General features: G+C 60.3%; 17 protein-coding genes and 1 pseudogene. 12 read left to right on the top strand and 6 right to left on the bottom strand.

All coding sequences use genetic code 11. The annotated features are described in order from the left end of the window. Positions 1-10: 10 nt before the first annotated feature. From JFT91_RS09305 to JFT91_RS09280, 6 genes are all read right to left on the bottom strand, one after another. Entirely contained in the window at positions 11-805 is a 795-nt protein-coding gene (locus JFT91_RS09305; RefSeq protein ID WP_201232183.1) for a DUF4123 domain-containing protein, read from the bottom strand. Continuing rightward, a complete protein-coding gene (locus JFT91_RS09300; RefSeq protein WP_201232182.1) occupies positions 802-2145 on the bottom strand; it encodes a type VI secretion system Vgr family protein in 1344 nt (447 codons plus the stop codon). The genes JFT91_RS09305 and JFT91_RS09300 overlap by 4 nt, the downstream gene beginning before the upstream one ends. 232 nt (positions 2146-2377) lie before the next feature. Next, a complete protein-coding gene (speA, locus tag JFT91_RS09295; RefSeq protein WP_034151560.1) occupies positions 2378-4291 on the bottom strand; it encodes an arginine decarboxylase in 1914 nt (637 codons plus the stop codon). 219 nt (positions 4292-4510) lie between these two features. Then, a complete protein-coding gene (locus JFT91_RS09290; protein WP_007914613.1) occupies positions 4511-4882 on the bottom strand; it encodes a translation initiation factor Sui1 in 372 nt (123 codons plus the stop codon). 187 nt (positions 4883-5069) lie between these two features. Next, positions 5070-5627: an NUDIX hydrolase gene (locus tag JFT91_RS09285; protein ID WP_201230454.1), complete on the bottom strand. Its 558-nt coding sequence runs from the start codon at positions 5625-5627 to the stop codon at positions 5070-5072. Positions 5628-5630: 3 nt separating this feature from the next. Then, a complete protein-coding gene (locus JFT91_RS09280; RefSeq protein WP_201230452.1) occupies positions 5631-6698 on the bottom strand; it encodes a DUF2333 family protein in 1068 nt (355 codons plus the stop codon). Positions 6699-7133: 435 nt separating this feature from the next. Between JFT91_RS09280 and gcbA the strand changes: the two genes are divergently transcribed. The 12 genes and pseudogenes from gcbA (at position 7134) to JFT91_RS09220 (ending at position 23352) form a co-directional block, all read left to right on the top strand. Next, positions 7134-8804, top strand: a complete 1671-nt coding sequence (gene gcbA, locus JFT91_RS09275) for a diguanylate cyclase GcbA (RefSeq protein ID WP_201232181.1) — start codon at positions 7134-7136, stop codon at positions 8802-8804. Positions 8805-10295: 1491 nt separating this feature from the next. Next, positions 10296-10802: pseudogene (locus JFT91_RS30130) on the top strand (methyl-accepting chemotaxis protein); the annotation flags it as partial. A 241-nt stretch (positions 10803-11043) separates the two neighbouring features. Further along, positions 11044-11496 carry a type II 3-dehydroquinate dehydratase gene (aroQ, locus tag JFT91_RS09265; protein WP_201232179.1) on the top strand — a complete coding sequence of 151 codons (453 nt, stop codon included), beginning with the start codon at positions 11044-11046 and terminating at the stop codon, positions 11494-11496. Positions 11497-11544: 48 nt separating this feature from the next. Next, complete coding sequence (gene accB / locus JFT91_RS09260) at positions 11545-12003, top strand: acetyl-CoA carboxylase biotin carboxyl carrier protein (protein ID WP_201232178.1); 459 nt, start codon at positions 11545-11547, stop codon at positions 12001-12003. A 17-nt stretch (positions 12004-12020) separates the two neighbouring features. Then, positions 12021-13379: an acetyl-CoA carboxylase biotin carboxylase subunit gene (gene accC, locus JFT91_RS09255; RefSeq protein ID WP_159813513.1), complete on the top strand. Its 1359-nt coding sequence runs from the start codon at positions 12021-12023 to the stop codon at positions 13377-13379. Between the two features lie 266 nt (positions 13380-13645). Next, positions 13646-14524 carry a 50S ribosomal protein L11 methyltransferase gene (gene prmA / locus JFT91_RS09250; protein ID WP_201232177.1) on the top strand — a complete coding sequence of 293 codons (879 nt, stop codon included), beginning with the start codon at positions 13646-13648 and terminating at the stop codon, positions 14522-14524. Between the two features lie 30 nt (positions 14525-14554). After that, entirely contained in the window at positions 14555-15829 is a 1275-nt protein-coding gene (locus JFT91_RS09245) for a DUF3426 domain-containing protein (protein ID WP_201232176.1), read from the top strand. Between the two features lie 185 nt (positions 15830-16014). Further along, on the top strand, positions 16015-17025 hold the full coding sequence (dusB, locus tag JFT91_RS09240; RefSeq protein ID WP_201232175.1) for a tRNA dihydrouridine synthase DusB: 1011 nt from the start codon (positions 16015-16017) through the stop codon (positions 17023-17025). Next, on the top strand, positions 17022-17342 hold the full coding sequence (gene fis / locus JFT91_RS09235; RefSeq protein ID WP_002555375.1) for a DNA-binding transcriptional regulator Fis: 321 nt from the start codon (positions 17022-17024) through the stop codon (positions 17340-17342). Before dusB ends, fis begins: the two co-directional genes overlap by 4 nt. 83 nt (positions 17343-17425) lie before the next feature. Then, on the top strand, positions 17426-19033 hold the full coding sequence (gene purH, locus JFT91_RS09230; RefSeq protein WP_201232174.1) for a bifunctional phosphoribosylaminoimidazolecarboxamide formyltransferase/IMP cyclohydrolase: 1608 nt from the start codon (positions 17426-17428) through the stop codon (positions 19031-19033). 146 nt (positions 19034-19179) lie between these two features. Further along, positions 19180-20475: a phosphoribosylamine--glycine ligase gene (gene purD / locus JFT91_RS09225; protein ID WP_201232173.1), complete on the top strand. Its 1296-nt coding sequence runs from the start codon at positions 19180-19182 to the stop codon at positions 20473-20475. Positions 20476-20574: 99 nt separating this feature from the next. Beyond that, positions 20575-23352 (top strand): response regulator, encoded by a 2778-nt coding sequence (locus JFT91_RS09220; protein WP_201230428.1) that lies wholly within the window; start codon positions 20575-20577, stop codon positions 23350-23352. Positions 23353-23354 lie beyond the last annotated feature (2 nt).

The following is a 23354-nucleotide window of genomic DNA, read 5'->3' as shown; positions in this document are numbered from 1 at the left end:
CACCTCTGTTTCAGGGTTGATCGTTCTGCCATTGGCGCCGTACATGCTCAAGACCGGCCTGCTGGGTCAGTCCCACAGGCGGCGGCACCAGCACCGCCCACGGGTGCAGCAAGCGTAGCCACAACCAGTCATCGAGCACGTGGCGATCGCTGAAACCCAGCGCCAGCCCTTGCTGAACATGGGAGGACAGCGCTGCATACTCGGTTCCAAACGATTGGCACCAACGCCAGATATGCTGCTCCAGCAAACAGGTTTGCAGGCGCTCGCGTTGCCGCCCCGTGAGGTTTTCTTCAACCGCCAGCGGTGCGACGGCCAAACCGGGATTACGCAGTTGCTGCCAGCCCTGACTGCCGATCGCCCGATCCGCCCAGGTGCCACCGTACCAGCGCAACTGGCTGATCGGTCCGAGCCAGCGGCTCAACTCCCGGGCATCACAGGCGTCGAAAAAATAGCTCGCCGTCTGCCGGTTGTAGTAGCTGAGCAAGGCCCGATGGTTCAATCCGAACGAGACCGTGAGCATGCGCTGCAAGTGGCTCAGCAACGCCGGAGCCGATGCCTCGCTGCCGAGCAACAGCCCGCGCCAGGTATCCGGATCGCTGTGACACAACGCTGCCAACGCCAAGCTGTCGCACAGCTCGACCAGCAACGGGCCGTGTTCGCTGACTGGCTCGAACTCGGTCCCCTCGAACAGCCAGAAGCGCCGTATGCCGGGGAATGCCTGGCGTAATATCGTCAATGCCCGCGCGGCATCCGGGCCGTCGAGCAGCAGCCATTGCGCCATCGGCTCAAGCGCCGCGCCGCTCATGTTGCACCGCTCTGTTCAAGCGAAGCCATCAGCCGACAACTGCACACGGCCTCTGCGCAGCGGCTGAAACTGCCGCCGCCCGGAATCAGGCATAGCAGTAACAACGGCTCGCCAGACACCAGCAACTGCTGCAAACCTTCACTGACCAATTTGTCCGGCAGCGGTAACGGTGGATCATCGGTGATGCCCGCGACAGCAATCGGCGCTTGCAAGACGCCGCTGATCATCGGTTGATCCGGGTCGCCTTCAAAGAAGCTGACCACCACCTCGACCCCATCGCCCAGTGCCGCCAATGGCGCCTCGGCCAAGGCCGGCGCGAGCGGCAGCCAACAGTGACTCGGCGCCGCGCCCTCGCCCTGATAGAGCCAGTCGAACTGCACCGCCACCGGCCGCAAACGGTCGGGCTGCGGCTCGTCGACCGTCACCACCCAGGCCCGTTGCAGGCTGTGCATGCGCAGCCGTGACGGTGCCGGAACCGTCGCAGGCGACAGCTGCGCAGCGGCAAACAGCCGGTTGGCATAAGGCAGATCGAGGGATGGATCAACGCAATGTTCAATGCGGGTCAACAACCACTGACGATTGCACTCGGCGAACGGATGACCGACCAAGCGCAACCATTGGCCGCTGCGCAACGTGGTCAGGTCACTGCGCCCTTCGGCACGTTGCGCCTGCCGCGAATCCGCCTGCAACGTTTCTTCAAATTGCCAGTGATGCACCGAGGGGGCGACGTTATGACCATCGTGTGCATCCTGATACAGCGCGGCGCCTGCCAAGGGCAACTGCGCCTGATCATCGCCGAACACCAGGCAATGGCCATCGCTGCGGTGCTCGAAGTGATAATGAATGCCGGCGCGCGCACACAAGCGCTGCAGCAGTTGCAGATCGGACTCTCGGTACTGGGTGCAAAACGTCAGCTCTGGATAGTCGGCAACCAGTTCGAAGCGGCGCTGAGCCCCGGCGATGCCGTGCTCCTTGAGCACCTGCGCGAGAATTTGCGGCACGCTGCAGGCACTGAAAACGCGCTGACTGAAACGCAGATCGAGGCAGTTCAGTTTAGGTCCGAGTCGAGCCCGGCAGAGCCTCGAACCCTGGCCATGCTCCTGCTGGACAACGCTGTGCAGTTGCCCGTGAATACCGTTGCGCGAGGCGCCGAAATGCAAAAACACCGAGCGGTGCAACAGACCGGCCAGATCCAGCTGCGCATCCTCGATCAACACATCAATGTCGAAGGCGAAGGGCTCGCTGAGGGCCTCGCTACCGGAAAACGCCAGCACTTCAAAGGCGTCGGACAGGCCCGCTACATCGAGACGAAACGTCGGCTCGTTGACTGGATCAAACATAGGCGGATCTCTACTGGAGGGGCGACCGAGGATTCTCGCCGAGAGCCATGGCCGAGTAGAGTGCTGAAGTACAACTTAGGAAATGACCTACGAGAAAAGCAGACCATATGAGTTTGCTGACTGTGATAGCCAAGGATTTTGCGGGGAATTTAAGAGATGTCCCACCGAGTTATCCGAATTTCCCACAGCTTGCGGAGAAATTTCAGACAACCCGGCGAGATCACACCTGTTCTCAGGAAGACAGGTAAGAGGAACGGGTCAGGCCCAGACGCAAGGCATCGAGGAACTGCGTGCGCTCGCTGGCACTGATGCGGGCACTGGCGCACTTGTCGCGGTAGTGAGTCATCAGTTCTTCCGGCGACAAGTGCACGTAACGCAGCATGTCTTCGATGGTGTCGTGGGTCTCGATGCCGGCGTGGTACACGCTGCCATCGGCGTTCTGGTAGATGTTCACCGAGTCGGTGTCACCGAACAGGTTGTGCATGTCGCCGAGGATCTCCTGATAGGCACCGACCAGGAACACGCCCAGCAGGTAATCTTCGCCTTCATTCAAACCGTGCACCGGCAGGCTGGTTTCGATGCTCTGCTCGTCGACGTACTGATTGATCTTGCCGTCGGAGTCGCAGGTCAGATCCTGCAGTACCGCGCGACGCAGCGGCTCTTCGTCGAGACGGTGCAGCGGGATGATCGGCAGCACCTGATCGATTGCCCAAGTGTCCGGCAGGCTCTGGAATACCGAGAAATTGCAGATGTACTTGTCGGCCAGCTTGTCGTTGAGCTCGTCGAGCACTTGACGGTGCGAACGCTGACGCGCTTTCAGGGAGTTGTGCAGGCGACGGCACACGGCAAAGTAGCACTGCTCGGCCAACGCTTTTTCAGCCAGGGTCAGTTTGCCGTCGGCGTACTGCGCGGCCACATCGCTCATGTAGTGAGTGGCGCGCCAGTAGGTTTCGGTGACCATTTCGATGTCGGTCGGGCCGAGCAGATCAACCAGCCACTGCACGGTTTCCGGCAGCGATTCCTTGTTTTCGATCTGCGGGATTTCGTCGTTGTGCTTCTCGACGTCGGTCACCTGCACCACCAGCATGGCGTGGTGTGCAGTCAGCGAGCGGCCGCTTTCCGAGAAGATGTGCGGATGCGGCAGGGCCTGCGCGTCGCAGAATTCCTTGAGCATGCCGACCACGACACCGGCGTAATCGTCCATGTCGTAGTTGATCGAACTGGCGTTGCGCGAGTGCGTGCCGTCGTAGTCGACACCGAGACCACCACCGACGTCGATGTGATCGACCGGCAGGCCCAGATTGCGCAGCTCGCCGTAGTAACGGATCGCTTCCTTGAAGCCGTGCTGATAGTCAGCCAGGTTGGCGATCTGCGAGCCCATGTGAAAGTGCAGCAGGCGAATGCCCTGATCCAGACCGGCCGCGCGGAAGCGCTCGACCACCGACAGCAGTTGCGCCGCCGACAGACCGAATTTGGATTTCTCGCCACCGGTGTCCGCCCACTTCGACGACGCCAGCGACGACAGACGCACGCGCAGGCCGACCTGTGGCTTGACCTTCAGCGAGGCGGCTTCTTCGATCACCAGACCGACTTCGGATTCTTTCTCGATGACGATGAAGACGTTGTGGCCAAGCTTCTGGCCCATCAGCGCCAGACGGATGAACTCGCGGTCCTTGTAACCGTTGCAGACGATGGTGCCGCCCTTCGGCGCCAGTGCCAGCACGGCCAGCAGCTCAGGCTTGGAGCCGGCTTCCAGACCGATGGAAACGTCCTGGGTGGCGATGATGTTCTCGATCACCGCTTCTTGCTGGTTGACCTTGATCGGGTACAACGCGGTGTATTTGCTCTGGTATTCCAGACGCTCGATGTTCGCATCGAAAGCGCCGGTCAACTGGCGTACACGGTCTTGCAGGATGTCAGGGAAACGAACCAGCAACGGCAAGGACAAACCGCTTTTGCGCAGTTGGTCGACTTGCTCGAACAGGTCGATAGGCGAGCTGCTCGGACCGTTCGGACGAACTTCGACGCGACCGGCGTCATTGATCGCGAAATACCCGGCCCCCCAATGGCGAATCCCGTAAACACTGCGGCTGTCCGCAACTGTCCATTGGCTGCCATCGTCTTTGCGTGTGCGTCGTACGGACATCGAAGTCCCCTATAAAGAAGTCATAGTGCGTCGCCTGATCTCAGGCCGGCGCAGTCTAAAGTATGAAAATGACGGTTCGTCAGCGCGGCGGTAGACCGCGCTGACCGCGTGGAGTTTAGAAACCGGTCATGAACAGGCTCTGTGAAAACCATGGAGACGACGCCGGATCTGAAGTATCTCAGCGCCGGATCAAGCCGCAGATGGATTTCACAGAGGCTGCTAGCCGCCGGACTTCTTCGCTTTGAAACCGTGCTTGATCAGCTCAGCCAAGAGTAGCTCGACATGATCGCCCTGGATTTCGATGATCCCGTCCTTCAACGCGCCGCCGGTGCCGCAACGTTTCTTCAACGTTGTCGCCAACTCTTTGAGCGCGTCTTCAGCCAGCGGCACGCCGGTGATGGTGGTCACCGTCTTGCCGCCGCGGCCCTTGCTCTCGCGACGCACGCGGGCAATGCCGTCCCCTGCCGGGATCACGGTTTGTTTGCAGATACAGGCGTCCACCGGCTTACTGCATTCCGGGCAATGACGACCTGCGTCGGTGGAAAATACCAGGCCACCAAGGGCGGCGAAGGATGCGGCTTTTTTGGCCACCGGCAATCCTCTTGGGAGGACAAAGACTGATCGCGACCTTGGGCAAGGTCATCGACCGCGAAGCCCCACTCAGGCAGGGGCAGCGCTACTGCACCGGTTCTTCAATAAAAGCAGGCCGGTACAGCTTTAAAAGGTCGCGCAGTGTAACGGCAAAAAACCCAATTGCTAAGTGCCAATCGGCGCCAATTTATGTGTTCTTTGCGACGTCGCTTTGCTGCGCCTTGAGATAGCGCTTCAAGGCTGCCAGAGAGTCCGGGCAATAAGGCTTTTGCTCGATTTCGCGCATCACCTGTTCGACCGGAATAAAGCGTGCTTCCAGCACCTCTTCCGGTTGCAGGATCAGCGGCCCGTCCCAAATGGCGGAAAACGCCGAGCACCAGAGCCGATTGCCGGTGTCTTCGAAAAAGAAATGGTCGTGCGCAGTCAGTTCCACGCCACTCACGCCCAGCTCTTCTGCCAGTTCACGGGCCGCCGACTCGGCGTAGGTTTCGTCGGCCTGCACCATGCCGCCTGCCGCGACGTCCCAGTAGCCGGGGTAAATTGCCTTGCTCAAGGTGCGCCGATGCACGCAAAGGTCACCGGCGGAATTGAACAACATGATGTAGGTGCCACGCCCGATCAGCCCGCGTTCGCGCAGATCGGCACGCACCAGAGCGCCGAGCAGGTTGTCCTGCTCGTCGACCCAGGCAATCTGTTCGGCATCGGAGGCGGCGCGATGGGCCGCCTCTTTCACGCTATCGGACATGACTCATCCCTGATTGAGCAGTTGACGCAAATCGATCACGGCGGCGTTGGCACGGGAAATATAGTTGGCCATGACCAGCGAGTGGTTGGCCAATACGCCGAAGCCGCTACCGTTAAGAATCATAGGACTCCACACCGGTTCCTGCGAGGCTTCCAGTTCACGAATGATCTGACGCACGCTGACCGTAGCGTTCTTCTTCGCCAATACATCGGCGAAGTCGACTTCAATGGCGCGCAGCAGGTGCGACAGCGCCCAGGCCTGACCGCGTGCTTCGTAGAACACGTTGTCGATCTGCATCCACGGGGTTTCGACGATTTCTTCATCGACCTGCGGTACTTCGCCCACGGCCGGGGTTTCGGTTTTCAGCGCTGTGTTGAGTTTGACCCGGCCAACACTGGCCGACAGTCGTTGCGACAGCGAACCGAGGCGGGTCCCGACATCACCCAGCCAGTTGTTGAGGTTGTCGGCACGTGCGTAGAACAACGCGTTTTTCTGCGATGGATCAGACAAGCGTGCCTGATAACGGCTCAGCGAGTTGATGCCTTCCTGATACTCAGACTCGCTGGACGGCAGGATCCAGCTCTTGTTGTCGAAGTTGAAACGCGGTTCGGCCTTGGCCAGATCGGAGTCTTCCGCCGACTGCGATTGCGAACGGGCGAAATCTTTGCGCAAGGCGCGGGTCAGGTCACGAACCTGCACCAGCACGCCGTATTCCCAGCTTGGCGTGTTGTCCATCCACAGGCCTGGCGGGAAACGATCGTTGGAAATATAACCACCCGGCTTATCGAGCAAGGTGCCAGCGACAGTCTTCAGGGTTTCGACCGTGGTATAGCCGACGACCATCTGCTTGCCTTCTTTTTCGGCTGCCGCCTGGGCATTTTGCGCCACCGGAAACAGCGCGGGCTCCTGGCTCCAGTACCAACCGAGGCCAATGGTGACCAGCAGGTAGATGCCGATCAACGTGGCCAGCGCGCGGCTGAACAACAGCCCGCCAACATAGCTGCGGGTGGCCGACTTGGGTTCAGCGGCACGTTCAGGCGCGCTGCCCGCGCGGTTTTTCCAGTCCAGCATGGCGATATCCTTTCAGTAACTTGGGTTCAACGGTTCGACCACAACCATACAACAACGTGCCAAGGCCGGGCACCTGCGAATCGAGATAAGCCGCAAATCGCAACGGCCGTTGGTGCATCTGTCAGAACTAAGGGAATCCCTGATGTCACCTCCCCTGGCACACCGCCGCAGAGCATTGATAAGCCTCATAAAGCGCATTCACGACGATGATGACAGTGCCGCGAGAAATTCAACGGCACGCCTGCCGATTCGCCATCAGAACCCCAGCATACGGGCACTTGAGCGACGAACAGGTCAAAAACAAGACCGCCCGGTCAGAAACTGAATTGTGTCGCACTGCAGATTATTGATGTACGACACTCGTCTAAGGGAAAAGAGGTGCTAGCATAGAGCCACCAGTCGATCTCAGCATGCACCCTAACTAGTAGTCAGGATATGACCGAGCCAGAAGACCCCAGCCGTGAGCGTCTCAAGCACCATTTTGCCCAGCGGGTAATTCATCAGGCACGTCAGATTCTTGAGATATGGCAGCGCCTGCAACGCAGTGAATGGTCCACCGTCGATCTCGCCGAATTGAGCGAGGCGAACTTGCGCCTGCTGCGCTTTGCCGAGCGTTTCGAACAGCCGGAACATACCCAGCTGGCGCATCACATCAGTCAGTCGCTGGAAGCGGTGGACGCCAATCGCGGACGCCTCAGCAGCGGCCTGATCACCGACCTCAATCGTTTGATGCAGCGTTTGTCGCGCACGGGCCTGCGCCATGGCGATCAGCTCGACCAGACGTTCCTGCCGCCGCTGCGCAAACCGATCTATGTGATGTTGCAGGATCACGACCGTGCCGAACGGCTGGCCAAGCAACTGGAATTCTTCGGTCTGAGCGCGCAGGCGCTGGACAGCGTGGCAGCGTTTCGCTCATCGATGGTCGAGCGTTTGCCCGCCGCCATCGTCATGGACGTCGACTTCAGCGGTGCCGGCATCGGCCTGAAACTCGCCGCCGAAGCCCAGGTCGGTCTGGAAGAGCCGCTGCCGCTGCTGTTCTTCAGCCTGCACGAAACCGACACCCCCACCCGCCTCGCCGCCGTGCGCGCCGGTGGCCAGGAATTCCTCACCGGCACCCTCGAAGCATCGAGCCTGCTGGAGAAGATCGAAGTCCTCACCTGCGTCGCCCAGTACGAACCTTATAAAGTGTTGATCATCGACGACTCGCGTGCGCAGGCCCTGCACACCGAGCGCCTGCTCAACAGTGCCGGCATCGTCACCCGCACTCTGATCGAACCGATTCAGGCGATGGCCGAGCTGGCGGACTTCCAGCCGGACTTGATCATCCTCGACATGTACATGCCGGCGTGCACCGGCACCGAACTGGCCAAGGTAATTCGCCACAACGACCGATATGTCAGTGTGCCGATCATTTACCTGTCGGCCGAGGATGATCTGGACAAGCAGCTCGACGCGATGAGCGAAGGCGGCGACGACTTCCTGACCAAGCCGATCAAGCCGCGCCACCTGATCACCACCGTGCGCAACCGCGCCGCCCGTGCGCGCAATCTCAAGGCACGCATGGTGCGTGACAGCCTCACCGGTTTGTACAACCACACGCACATCCTGCAACTGCTCGAAGATTGCTCGTTCCGCGCCCGCCGCGAAAACAAGCCGCTGAGCTTTGCCATGCTCGACATCGACCACTTCAAACGGGTCAACGACAGTCACGGTCATCCGATGGGCGACCGAGTGATCAAAAGCCTGGCGCTGTTTCTCAAACAGCGTCTGCGCAAGACCGACTTCATCGGCCGTTATGGCGGCGAAGAGTTCGCCATCGTCATGCCCGACACCGATATAGAAGCCGCGCACAAAGTGCTCGATGAGATCCGTCAGCGCTTCGCCGAAATTCATTATCCGGCGCAGCCGCAGGACTTGTGGTGCACCTTCAGCGCTGGCGTGGTGGAAATGCACGACGACTGCGACAGCTTGATGATGGCCAGTCAGGCCGACGAAGCGCTTTATCGCGCCAAGGGCGCCGGGCGCAATCGTGTGCAGACCGCGCGCGAATCAAAGCAAAGTGCCACTTTTTCATCGGATTCCACCGAATCGGTCATAACCCTGTAACAGAACCGCAATAAATTCAGGCGCTTACCATTTCTGCCGTTGGTAGCCGTCATGCGCCTGAAGTTGCTCACCAATCTCAACACTCTGCTGCTGGTCGCCGTGTGCGTGGCACTCGGCGCCACGCTGTGGTGGTCGCAAAAAGCCCTCGAACGCCCATACCTGTTGATGGAACGGTATTTGGGGTTGTCGCAGCAATTTCAGAACGAGGTGGCGCGCAATGTCGAGGATTACCTCGCCAGCGGCGACGCCCTGCGCCTGAGCAGCGCCAGCCAGGCCATCGACGGTTTGCAGAAAGACCTCGGCGAGCTGCCGCCGGCACTGGCCGATAACCTGCGCCCGAGCCTGTCGAGCCTGGAAGAATTCAGCAAAAACGATCTGCTCGCCGCCGGCAAACTGGCCGGTGATCCGCAAGCGCTGCTGTTGCAGGCCGAGCGCGAGCTGGGCGCCAGCCTCGATCAGCTCAGCACGTATGCCAATGGCAACGCGAGCTACCTCACACCACTGCTCGCCGCCTCGCAGCATTTGGGCAAACTGTCGCTGGCCCGAGACAAACTGGTCAGCAGCGGTCGCAGCGAACTCGCCGCAGATGTCGAGCGCGAAGTGACCAATATCCGCGCGCAGGCCCAGGTGATTGATGCCCTGCCCCTGCTCGGCGTGGTCACCAGCAGTGAATCCAGCAGCGATGACTTCGCCGCAATGATGGGCATCGAGAGCAAACAGACAAGCGTCGCCGAAGATGCCGGGGTCGGCCTCAAACGCGAACTCAACAGCCTGCTCGGCCGCTATCCCGCAGAGCTGGCGCGCACCCGTGAGCAGATTCAAAAGCGCACCGAATTGAGCACCGCCACCCATCGGAAAATCACTGCCGTTCAGCAAGCCATCGCCGGACTCGAGCCTGTAGTGCGCGCTCAACACGGACAAATTCAAGGCGAAGTGCGTTTGATGCAAGGCGTGATGATCGGCCTGATTCTGTTGATCGCGCTGCTCATCGACACCTTGCAGCGCCGCCTGGCCCGTACCTTGACCAACCTCGCTCCGGCGCTGTCGACCTGGGCTGAAGGCGATTTCAGCCGCGACATTCACTTGGGCAAAACCAACCGCGAGTTGCGCGACATCGAAGCCTCGCTCAATCGCTTGCGCGCCTATCTGGTGGATCTGGTCGGGACGATTCGTGGCAATGCCGAGCAAGTGGCGGGCAGCAGCCGCACCCTCGCGCAATTGAGCAATGACCTGCACAGCGGCGCCGAGCATCAGGCGGGCGATACGGCGCTGATTCGCGATTCCCTTGGTGAACTGGAGGCGACCATTCAGCAGGTGGCCGGTGATGCGCGTCAGGCCGCAGACGCCAGCCGTCATGCAGGATTGGCGGTCGAGCATGGCCAGAGCGTAATCGGCCAGAGCCTGACCGGGTTGCATGCGCTGGTCGGCGAGGTCCAGGGCAATGCGCAGATGATCGAACATCTGGCCGAAGAGTCGGCCACCATCGGCGGCGTGTTGACCGTGATTCGCTCGATTGCCGATCAGACCAATCTACTGGCACTCAACGCCGCGATTGAAGCGGCGCGTGCCGGGGAAATGGGTCGAGGGTTTGCGGTGGTTGCAGAAGAAGTACGCTCGCTGGCACAACGCACGGCCGGCGCCACGGCGGAGATTCAAACGTTGATTGCCGGCTTGCAAAGCGCCGCCCGGCAATCGGTTGAAGGCATGCGCGCACAGGTCGAACACGCCGAAGCCACGGCCAATCAGGCGCAGGCCGCAGATGGCGCACTGGATAAAATCGTCGGCGCGATCCAGACCATTTCCGACACCGCGATCCGTATTGCCGACGTCACCGCGCAGCAAAGCGGCGCAGTCAGCGAGATCCGCGATCACAGCGAGCGGATTCATCAGTTGGGTGGGGATAACCTGGTGCGTATCGGTCGCGGGCGCGAACAGGGCGAGAACCTGCTGGTATTGGGAGGCCAACTGAATACAGCCGTACAAGCCTTCCGCGTCTGACAGAGCGCTTTCGCGAGCAGGCTCGCTCCCACAGGGGTATGCATTCCAATGTGGGAGCGAGCCTGCTCGTGAAGGCGCCAGTCCAGACACCACAAATGACCGGATCCAGATGCTCGGTCACATATTTTGCGCAATCATCGGCCATCGTGCTGGCTATTGCATAGAACTGGACAGTCACAAAGTCTTTGCGGCATAGTCGCCGGGTTCTGACGACTGCTCATTCATAACAAGGACTACGCAGATGGCAACGCTACTGGTGCTGCACGGCCCCAACCTGAACCTGCTCGGCACCCGCGAACCCGGCACTTACGGTTCAACGACCCTGGCGCAGATCAATCAGGATCTGGAACGCCGCGCCCGTGAAGCCGGCCATCATCTGCAGTATCTGCAAAGCAATGCCGAGTACGAATTGATCGACCGCATCCACGCCGCGCGCGGCGAAGGTGTGGATTTCATTCTGATCAATCCAGCAGCTTTTACGCACACAAGTGTCGCATTACGTGACGCGCTGCTGGGAGTGAGCATCCCATTCATCGAAGTGCATTTGTCCAACGTGCACAAACGCGAACCTTTCCGCCATCACTCTTACTTCTCCGACGTAGCGGTGGGAGTGATCTGCGGCCTTGGCGCCAGCGGTTACCGACTGGCCCTGGAGGCTGCACTAGAACAGCTTGAAACACCGGCAACGACTTGAAATACAAGCGTTAAGCGCCCCTGACCGACCCTTGGGAGTTGATGATTCATGGATATCCGTAAAGTTAAGAAATTGATCGAATTGCTGGAAGAGTCCGGCATCGACGAGCTCGAGATCAAGGAAGGCGAAGAGTCCGTACGCATCAGCCGTCACAGCAAGACCCCGGCTCAGCAGTACTACGCGCCGGCTCCGATGCAAGCACCGGCTGCCGCACCAGTTGCAGCTGCTCCGGTTGCTGCAGCCCCGGCTGCCGCTGCTGCTCCAGCGCTGAACGGCACTGTTGCCCGTTCGCCGATGGTCGGCACGTTCTACCGTAAATCTTCGCCAACCTCGCCGTCCTTCGTTGAAGTCGGCCAGACCGTGAAGAAAGGCGACACTCTGTGCATCGTCGAAGCCATGAAGATGATGAACCACATCGAAGCTGAAACCAGCGGTGTGATCGAGTCCATCCTCGTCGAAGACGGCCAGCCGGTTGAGTACGACCAACCGCTGTTCACCATCGTTTGAACTGCGGAGAGCCTTTGATGACTGCGAAGTTGGAAAAAGTTCTGATCGCTAACCGCGGTGAGATCGCCCTGCGGATTCTGCGTGCCTGCAAAGAGATGGGCATCAAGACCGTCGCCGTTTACTCCAAGGCCGACAAAGAGCTGATGCACCTGGGCCTGGCAGACGAATCCGTCTGCATCGGCCCGGCGTCTGCCGCTCAGTCTTACCTGCACATCCCGGCCATCATCGCTGCCGCCGAAGTGACTGGCGCTACCGCCATTCACCCAGGCTACGGTTTCCTCGCGGAAAACGCCGATTTTGCCGAGCAGGTCGAGAACTCCGGCTTCGCTTTCATCGGCCCGAAAGCCGACACCATTCGCCTGATGGGCGACAAGGTATCGGCCAAGCACGCGATGATCGAAGCCGGCGTGCCAACCGTTCCAGGTTCTGACGGCCCACTGCCGGAAGACGAAGAAACGGCGCTGCGCATCGGTCGTGAAGTCGGCTACCCGGTGATCATCAAAGCCGCTGGCGGCGGTGGTGGTCGCGGTATGCGTGTGGTGCACAAAGAAGAAGACCTGATCTCCTTCGCCAAGCTCACCCGCACCGAAGCCGGCGCGGCGTTCGGCAACCCGATGGTTTATCTGGAAAAATTCCTGACCAACCCACGTCACGTGGAAGTCCAGGTGCTTTCCGACGGCCAGGGTCATGCCATCCATCTGGGCGACCGCGACTGCTCGCTGCAACGTCGTCACCAGAAGGTTCTCGAAGAAGCGCCGGCACCGGGCATCGACGAGCAGGCGCGCCAGGAAGTTCTGGCTCGTTGCGTCAAGGCATGCATCGACATCGGTTACCGTGGCGCCGGGACTTTCGAGTTCCTGTACGAGAACGGTCGTTTCTACTTCATCGAAATGAACACCCGTGTTCAGGTGGAGCACCCGGTTTCGGAAATGGTCACCGGTATCGACATCGTCAAGGAGATGCTCAGCATCGCCGCTGGCAACAAGCTGTCGTTCACTCAGGATGATGTGGTTATCCGCGGTCACTCGCTGGAATGCCGGATCAACGCTGAAGACCCGAAAACCTTCATGCCGAGCCCGGGCACGGTCAAGCATTTCCACGCACCAGGCGGCAACGGCGTTCGCGTCGATTCGCACCTGTACAGCGGTTATGCAGTTCCGCCGAACTACGACTCGCTGATCGGCAAGCTGATCACTTACGGCGCCACCCGCGACGAAGCCATGGCACGCATGCGCAATGCCCTGGACGAAATCGTGGTTGACGGGATCAAGACCAACATCCCGCTGCACCGTGATCTGGTTCGCGATGAAGGCTTCTGCAAGGGCGGTGTGAACATTCACTACCTCGAGCACAAGCTGGCTGGCGAGAAGCACTAAGCTTCAGCCCGCACCAGACAAAGCCGCCTTCGGGCGGCTTTGTTGTTTCTGCAGATTGCATAAATCCCTGTAGGAGTGAGTCTGCTCGCGATGAGGCCGGCACATCCAATACATGTATCGACATCACCATCGCCATCGCGAGCAGGCTCACTCCTACAAGGGAATGGCGTTTCAAGTCTCTCCCACAAACCGCCTGCGCTCGCGTAAACTTGCGCGCTTCTCGCCGGCCGCTAGGCTGCAATCATATTTTTTCAAAGGTGCCCGCCATGCCTTGGCTGCAAGTACGTCTCGCCATCAGCCCGGAACAAGCCGAAACCTACGAAGACGCTTTCCTTGAAGTTGGCGCCGTGTCGGTGACCTTCATGGACGCCGAAGATCAGCCGATCTTCGAGCCGGAACTCAACACTACCCCGCTGTGGGCGCACACTCACCTGCTGGCCCTGTTCGAGGGCGGCACCGAGCCTGCACCGGTACTGGCCCATCTGGAACTGCTGACCGGCAGCCCGTTGCCCGAGCATCACAGCGAAGTCATCGAAGACCAGGATTGGGAACGCAGCTGGATGGACGGCTTCCAGCCGATGCGTTTTGGCCAGCGTCTGTGGATCGTGCCGAGCTGGCACGCCGCACCAGAACCTGATGCAGTCAACCTGCTGCTCGATCCGGGCCTGGCGTTCGGCACCGGCACTCACCCGACCACCGCCCTGTGCCTGGAATGGCTCGACGGTCAGGATCTGAAAGACTGCAACGTACTCGACTTCGGCTGCGGCTCAGGGATCCTTGCGATTGCCGCCCTGTTGCTCGGTGCCAAAGAAGCGGTCGGCACCGACATCGACGTGCAGGCACTGGAAGCCTCGCGCGACAACGCCGGGCGCAACAATATTGCCGAAGAGCTGTTCCCGCTGTACCTGCCGGAAGATCTGCCGCAGGTCAAAGCCGATGTGCTGGTCGCCAACATTCTTGCCGGGCCGCTGGTTTCGCTGGCGCCGCAACTGTCCAGCCTGGTCAAGACCGGTGGTCGTCTGGCGCTGTCGGGCATCCTTGCCGAGCAAGGTGATGAAGTCGCGGCCGCTTATGCTCAGGACTTCGATCTCGATCCGATCGCCAATCGCGATGGCTGGGTGCGCATCACCGGCCGTCGGCGCTAGAATGACCGCCTGCATAATCCGGATCGCCGCATGACCGACAGCTTCGTCACTCAGTGCCCGCATTGCCAAACCAGTTTCCGTGTCAGCCATGCTCAATTGAGCGTGGCCCGCGGGGTGGTTCGCTGCGGCTCCTGCCTGCAAGTGTTCAACGCAGCCAAACAGCTGCTTGAGCAACACGCCGGCAAGGACGCGGTGACGCCGGTTGCACCTGCCATTGTCGAGCCAACGCCGGCCGCACCGCCGCCTGTGGTGGAATCGCCCACTGTCGTCGAGCCGCCCGCGCCGCGCGCCATCAGCCAAAAGCAGTGGAGCGCCTCGGAACTGGATCTCGACAGCCTAGATCTGGACGAAGAACTCGCCCGCCTCGAACAACGGGAAATCCAGCCAACCACTGAATTCGGTCGTCCGCGCGAAGATTCCCTCAGCGCACGCCGCGACAGCCCGGAACCTGATGAAACGGTCTGGCGCGATAGCTTGTTCAGCGAACGCTCCAATGAGCTCACCGTCGAGCCCGAAGAAGACGAGCCGGAAACCGTCGACATCGAGCCGGTCAAATCCGCGCGAACCGAGCCTTCGTTGTCGCTGGAGCCGGTGGATCTCGACGATGAACCACCGATCCCGCAACTGCGCCTGCATGACCCGATCGATCCGAATGCGCGGCGTGAACGCTTCTCCGCCAGCGACGAAACCGATGACGACGATCTGCCATCGATCGAACCGTTGCGCAAAAAACGCGAGCGCGCCGAGCCCGGTGTCCGCGCCGAAGTATTGCAGGACCTGACCGACGACCCACTCCAACTGGACTGGCAGAAACGCCGTTCGCCGTGGGGGCGACGTCTGATCTGGCTGTTGTTGGTGCTGGTGGCAGCAGGCGGACTGGCCGGCCAGTACATTGCTTACCATTTCGACGAACTGGCGCGACAGGATCAGTACCGGCCATGGTTCCAGCAAATCTGCCCACAGATCGGCTGCACCGTGCCGTCCAAGGTTGATATCGCCAGGATCAAGAGCAGCAATCTGGTGGTGCGCAGCCATCCCGAGTTCAGCGGCGCACTGGTAGTCGATGCCATCATTTATAACCGCGCAACGTTCTCCCAGCCGTTTCCGTTGCTGGAGCTACGCTTTGCAGACCTCAATGGTCATTTGATCGCCAGTCGTCGCTTCAAACCCGGCGAATACCTCAGTGGCGATCTCGAAGGCCTGGCGGAAATGCCGCCGCAGACGCCAATCCACATCGCCCTGGATATTCTCGACCCAGGCCCGAAAGCGGTGAATTACAGCCTGAGTTTTCACTCGCCCGAGTGAATCGCTTCACCGCTTCTTGATTGACGGCAGTTTTCTGACTGAGCCGCGGACAACCAAACCGCCGGCGATAACAGAATAACTGTTCAGATTTTGTTCAATTCAGCCTTTATCCAGTCATCGAGAGCGGGTATCATGCCAACCCTTTTTCGAACTCTCATGATCCGGCCCCACTTCAGGGAAGTCCTATGTCGGCGGTACGCATCGGCCCATACACATTGCCGAACGGTTTGATTCTCGCCCCGATGGCGGGCGTCACCGATCAGCCCTTTCGTCAGCTGTGCAAGCGTTTGGGCGCAGGGCTTGTTGTCTCGGAAATGGTCACCAGCGACATGAGCTTGTGGAACACCCGCAAGTCGCGCATGCGCATGATCCACGAAGGCGATCCCGAGCCCCGCTCGGTACAGATTGCCGGTGGCGATGCGCAAATGCTGGCAGATGCAGCCCGGGCCAACGTTGAACTGGGCGCACAGATTATTGATATCAACATGGGTTGTCCGGCGAAGAAGGTCTGCAACAAGGCCGCCGGTTCCGCGTTGTTGAAAGATGAAGCATTGGTGACCGAGATCCTGCAAGCCGTGGTGGCGGCAGTTGATGTGCCGGTCACCTTGAAGATCCGCACCGGATGGGATCGCGATAACAAGAACGGCCTGACCGTGGCGAAGATCGCCGAGCAGGCCGGGATCACCGCGCTGGCAGTGCATGGCCGCACTCGCGCCGATCTGTACAAGGGCGAAGCCGAGTACGACACGATTGCCGCGATCAAGCAGGCGGTGTCGATCCCGGTGTTTGCCAATGGCGATATCGATTCGCCGGAAAAAGCCCGGTACGTGCTCGACGCGACCGGTGCCGATGGCCTGTTGGTAGGCCGTGCCGCCCAAGGGCGGCCATGGATTTTTCGCGAGATCGAACACTTCCTGCGTACCGGCGAGAAATTGCCGGCACCGGAGCTGATCGAGGTGGAACACATTCTGCTAGAGCATCTGGCTGCACTTCACGCCTTTTATGGGGATGTGATGGGCGTGCGAATTGCTCGAAAGCATGTGGGCTGGTATCTCGCAACCTTGCCGGGCGCCAAGGAGTTTCGCGCCCACTTCAATCGTTTGGATGGTACGGAAACACAATGCGCCAACGTTCGGGAGTTCTTCGCCGAACGTTACAAGAGCCTGACAGGGGACGAAGAAGGGGTGGCCGCATGACGATGATGACCGAGACTTTAGTGAGTGGAACAACACCCGTGAGCGACAACGTGAATTTGAAACAGCACCTCAATACGCCGAGCGAAGAAGGCCAGACCCTTCGCGGGAGTGTCGAGAAGGCGCTGCACAATTATTTCGCCCACCTTGAGGGCGCGTCCGTCACGGACGTGTACAACCTGGTGCTCTCCGAAGTCGAGGCTCCCCTGCTCGAAAGCGTGATGAACTACGTCAAGGGCAACCAGACCAAGGCCAGCGAGCTGCTCGGACTGAACCGCGGCACGCTGCGCAAGAAACTCAAGCAGTACGATCTGCTGTAAGCATTCAATCAAACCAGAAAGGCGCCCGCGTAAAAAACGGTCGCCTTTTTTGCTGACTTCCTTTGCTTTTGATGGAAATTGAGATGACCGACCAGACTACCCGCCTGCCGATCCGCCGCGCCTTGATCAGCGTTTCCGACAAGACCGGGATCCTCGAGTTCGCCAAGGAGCTTGAAGCTCTGGGCGTCGAGATCCTCTCCACCGGCGGAACGTTCAAGCTGCTGCGCGATAACGGCGTTGCCGCAGTGGAAGTCGCGGATTACACCGGTTTCGCCGAGATGATGGACGGTCGGGTGAAAACCCTGCACCCGAAAATCCACGGCGGCATCCTCGGTCGTCGCGGTATCGATGACGCCATCATGAACGAACACGGCATCAAGCCGATCGATCTGGTCGCGGTCAACCTGTACCCGTTCGAAGCCACCATCAACAAGCCAGGCTGCGACCTGCCGACCGCTATCGAGAACATCGACATCGGCGGCCCGACCATGGTTCGTTCGGCAGCAAAAAACCATAAAGACGTCGCGATCGTGGTGAATGCCAGCGATTACGCCAGCGTCCTGGAAGGTCTGAAAAACGGCGGCCTGACCTACGCTCAGCGTTTCGACCTGATGCTCAAGGCCTTCGAACACACCGCCGCTTACGACGGCATGATCGCCAACTACATGGGCACCGTGAATCAGACTGCCGAGACCCTGAGCACTGAAGGCCGCAGTGAATTCCCGCGCACTTTCAACAGCCAGTTCATCAAGGCGCAGGAAATGCGTTACGGCGAGAACCCGCACCAGAGCGCGGCGTTCTACGTTGAAGCCAAGCCTGCCGAAGTCGGCATCGCCACCGCGACTCAACTGCAGGGTAAAGAGCTGTCGTACAACAACGTGGCCGATACCGACGCCGCGCTGGAATGCGTGAAGAGCTTCGTCAAGCCAGCCTGCGTGATCGTCAAGCACGCCAACCCGTGCGGCGTGGCTGTGAGCCCGGACGCCGAAGGCGGCATCCGTCAGGCCTACGAACTGGCCTACGCCACCGACACCGAATCGGCCTTTGGCGGCATCATCGCCTTCAACCGTGAACTGGACGCCGAGACCGCCAAGGCGATCGTCGAGCGTCAATTCGTTGAAGTGATCATCGCCCCAAGCGTCAGCGAAGAGGCTCGCGCCATCGTTGCCGCCAAAGCCAATGTGCGCCTGCTGGCCTGCGGCGAGTGGTCGGCTGACCGCGCTGCTGCCTGGGACTACAAGCGCGTCAACGGCGGCCTGCTGGTTCAGAGCCGCGACATCGGCATGATCGGCAGCGAAGACCTGAAAGTGGTGACCAAGCGCGCACCGACCGAGCAGGAAATCAACGACCTGATCTTCGCCTGGAAAGTCGCCAAGTACGTTAAATCCAACGCCATCGTCTACGCCAAGAACCGTCAGACCATCGGTGTCGGCGCTGGCCAGATGAGCCGCGTGAACTCCGCCCGTATCGCCGCGATCAAGGCTGAACATGCTGGTCTGCAAGTGGCGGGTTCGGTGATGGCCTCGGACGCGTTCTTCCCGTTCCGCGACGGTCTGGACAACGCAGCCAAGGTCGGTATCACGGCAGTGATCCAGCCGGGTGGCTCGATGCGTGATGCTGAAGTGATTGCTGCTGCTGACGAGGCCGGCATCGCCATGGTCTTTACGGGCATGCGCCACTTCCGTCACTGATTCCCTGGTTCAAATGTGGGAGCGAGCCTGCTCGCGAATGCAATCTGTCAGCGACGTTGACGTTGACTGACACACCGCTTTCGCGAGCAGGCTCGCTCCCACATAAAGCGCTCCAGCAGCGCCCACAGAATTTTGAGGTTTTTGAAATGAATGTTTTGATCATTGGCAGCGGTGGCCGTGAACACGCCCTGGCCTGGAAAGTGGCTCAGGATCCGCGCGTGCAGAAGGTTTTTGTCGCGCCGGGCAACGCCGGTACTGCAATTGAAGCCAAGTGCGAGAACGTCGCCATCGACGTGCTGGCCCTTGAGCAGCTTGCAGACTTCGCCGAGAAAAACGTTTCCCTGACCATCGTTGGCCCGGAAGTGCCACTGGTGGCTGGCGTCGTCGACCTGTTCCGTTCCCGTGGCCTGGACTGCTTTGGTCCGACTGCCGGTGCTGCACAGCTGGAAGGCTCGAAAGCCTTCACCAAGGATTTCCTCGCGCGCCACAAGATCCCGACCGCCGATTACCAGAACTTCACCGAGATCGAGCCGGCCCTGGCCTATCTGCGTGAAAAAGGCGCACCAATCGTGATCAAGGCTGACGGCCTGGCGGCCGGTAAAGGCGTGATTGTTGCCATGACCCTGGAAGAAGCCGAAGACGCCGTACGCGACATGCTCGCCGGCAACGCTTTCGGCGACGCCGGTTCGCGCGTGGTCATCGAAGAATTCCTCGACGGTGAAGAAGCTTCGTTCATCGTCATGGTCGACGGCAAGAATGTGCTGCCGATGGCCACCAGCCAGGACCACAAACGCGTCGGCGACGGCGACAGCGGCCCGAACACTGGCGGCATGGGTGCTTACTCTCCTGCCCCGGTCGTCACTGCCGATGTGCATCAGCGTGTGATGGATCTGGTGATCTGGCCGACCGTGCGCGGCATGGCCGAAGAAGGCAATGTCTACACTGGCTTCCTCTACGCCGGTCTGATGATCGACAAGGCCGGCAACCCGAAAGTCATCGAGTTCAACTGCCGTTTCGGCGATCCGGAGACCCAACCGGTGATGCTGCGCCTGCAATCGAGCCTGGTGCTGTTGGTTGAAGCCGCTCTGGCTCAGGCGCTGGACAAGGTCGAAGCGCAGTGGGATCCACGGCCGAGCGTCGGCATCGTGCTGGCTGCGGGCGGTTACCCTGGCGACTACGCCAAAGGCGACGCGATCAACGGTCTGGACGCAGCGGCAGCCCTGGAAGGTAAAGTCTTCCACGCCGGCACCGCGCTGAAAGAGGGTCAGGTCGTCACTGCCGGTGGTCGCGTACTCTGCGCCACTGCCATGGGCGCAAGCGTGGGCGAAGCTCAGCAGCAAGCGTACAAGCTGGCAGCGGCCATCGACTGGGAAGGCTGTTTTTACCGCAAGGACATTGGCTACCGCGCCATTGCCCGTGAACGTGGCGAAACTCAGGAATAAGCTATTGATCAAGTTTGGCGAGGGATGCAGTCCCTCGCCGGGCTGTTCCGCCGTCGCGCATCGTTATATTCTGGCATCAACCTACGAAGGGATTTCGCCGTGCGCTGGCTCAGGATTGCCATAAGCTTCACCGTCACGTTGCTGACCTTGCTCTGCATGCTCCCGGCCCAGGCCACGCAAGGCAGTGGCTGGTCGGTATTGCTTGACGATCAGGGCAATCTGCAGCTGAGCGACATCCGCTCCACACGCTACATCAATCAATTCAGCCCCATCGACCTTGACCGCCTCACCGCAGCCGAGCCCGATGGCGCCTTGTGGCTGCGTTTCAGACTGGCACCCGGCAAGCACGAACAAGTGCTGCGCATCTTCGCCCCCGACCTGTCACAGCTCAATCTATACGTGCTCGACGGCGACAAGCTGATCGAACAGCGCAACACCGGCACCGACCAGCCCCAGGCAGAACGGCCATTGCCGAGCAGCGACTTCATGTTGCCGCTGCCGCAAAGCGACAAACCCCTCGATGTTTATCTGCGGATGGTTTCCGACCATCAGTTGCGCCCGCACGTCACCCTGCAATCGGCACTGATGAGTGCGGCGAACCATAACCAGACGCTGGTCTTCGGCCTGCTTTTCGGCTGCCTCGGCATGCTGCTGTTGCACAACCTTGTGCGCTACGCCTATTCACGCTCGCGCAGCAGCCTGTGGCTGGCGGTGTGCGAAGGCCTGCTGGGCCTCAGTCTGTTGCTGCTGCTCAACCTCGCCGGCCCCTGGCTGCCGAACTGGCATGCAATACAGACGCCGGGCGCCTACCTGGCCCTGCTGCTGACGGCCCCAGCCGGGTTGATGTTTGCCTACCGTTTCTTCGCCCCGCTTGGCCCGCACCCGCTGAACAAACTGCTGCTGGGCGATATTCTGTTCATCGTCACGTGCAGCCTGTTGCTGTTGTTCGTCAATACCCTGCCGCTGAACATCATCACTTACGCACTGGTGGCACTCGCCGGTCTGAGCATGTTGTTTGTCGCGTTCTATCACTGGCAGAAAGGCTATCGCCCGGCGCGTCTGTTCGTCGCGGCCATGGTGGTGTTCAACATTGGCACGCTGATCATTCTTCCGGCGCTGCTGGGGCTGACACTGGTGTCGCCGCAAGGCTTGATCATGGCGCTGATGGCCTTCATCTGCATCAGTGGCCTGCTGATGAGCATTGCCTTGGGTGAGCGCCAGCGCAGCATCACCGAAAGCCGTTTCAGCGTCAGCCGTGACCTCGCTGCGAGCAATGCCGAGATCAACGCCAAAGCTGAGTTCCTCGCCAAGATCAGCCATGAAATCCGCACCCCGATGAACGGCGTGCTGGGCATGACTGAACTGCTGCTGGGTACGCCGCTGTCGGTCAAACAGCGCGACTACGTGCAGACCATCCACAGCGCCGGCAACGAATTGCTGACCCTGATCAACGAGATCCTCGACATATCCAAGCTCGAGTCCGGGCAGATTGAACTGGATGACGTGCAGTTCGACCTCAACGCCCTGATCGACGATTGCCTGAGCATCTACCGGGCCAAGGCCGAGCAACAGAACGTCGAGCTGATCAGTTTCATTCAGCCACAAGTACCGCGCGTGATCAGCGGTGACCCGACGCGCCTGCGTCAGACCTTGCTGAGCCTGCTGGAAAACGCCCTGAAGAAAACCGAAGAAGGTGAAGTGCTGATCGTCGTCGCCCTCGACGAGCGCAGCGCCCAGCCGCGCCTGCGCATTGCCGTGCAGGACAGCGGTGCGCCGATGGAACAGGAAGAGCGCGATGCGCTGATGCACGCCGAACTGCACAGCAAGCACTTCCTCTCGGCCAATCGCCTGGGCGGCAACCTTGGTCTGGTGATCGCACGTCAGTTGATCCGTTTGATGCAGGGCGAATTCGGCATCAAGAGCGGAGCCAATCAGGGCAGTACTTTGTGGCTGACGCTACCGCTGGACCCTGATCGCCTGGAGCATCCAACGTCTGACCTGGACAGCCCGCTGCAAGGGGCGCGAGTGCTGGTGGTCGACGACAACGACACTTGCCGCAAAGTGTTGGTGCAGCAGTGCAGCGCCTGGGGCCTCAACGTCAGTGCCGTGCCTTCGGGCAAAGAGGCGCTGGCCCTGCTGCGTACCAAAGCGCATCTGCGTGACTACTTCGACGTAGTCTTGCTTGATCAGAACATGCCCGGCATGACCGGCATGCAGCTCGCCGCGAAGATCAAGGAAGACCCGAGCCTGAACCACGACATCCTGCTGATCATGCTCACTGGCATCAGCAACGCGCCGAGCAAGATCATCGCGCGCAACTCGGGGATCAAACGCATTCTGGCCAAACCGGTGGCGGGCTACACCCTCAAGACCACGCTGGCCGATGAGCTCAATCAGCGCAACAAAGGCCAGGTGGTGTTCCAGCCGCAAGTGGTCACCGCCGCCACAGCGGCAAAAGTGCCCAGCGACTTCCGCATTCTGGTGGCCGAGGACAACACCATTTCGACCAAAGTGATTCGCGGCATGCTCGGCAAGCTCAACCTGCAGCCGGACACCGCCAGCAACGGCGAAGAAGCCCTGCAAGCAATGAAAGCCCAGCGTTACGATCTGGTGCTGATGGACTGCGAAATGCCGATTCTCGACGGGTTCTCCGCAACCCAGCAGTTGCGCGCGTGGGAAGTCAGCAACCAGCGCACGCGTACGCCCATCGTCGCCCTGACCGCGCATATCCTCGCCGAACACAAGGAACGCGCACGCCAGGCCGGGATGGATGGGCATATGTCAAAACCGGTCGAGCTGTCGCAATTGCGTGAGTTGGTCGAGCACTGGGTCGCGCAACGCGATCAGCACAACCGCGCCTCCACCCAACCGTCCTGAGC

The sequence above is a fragment of the Pseudomonas sp. TH08 genome (assembly GCF_016651275.1).
Lineage (GTDB): Bacteria > Pseudomonadota > Gammaproteobacteria > Pseudomonadales > Pseudomonadaceae > Aquipseudomonas.
The sequence above is the reverse complement of the archived record's forward strand: the minus strand, read 5'-3'. Positions and strand labels throughout refer to the sequence as shown.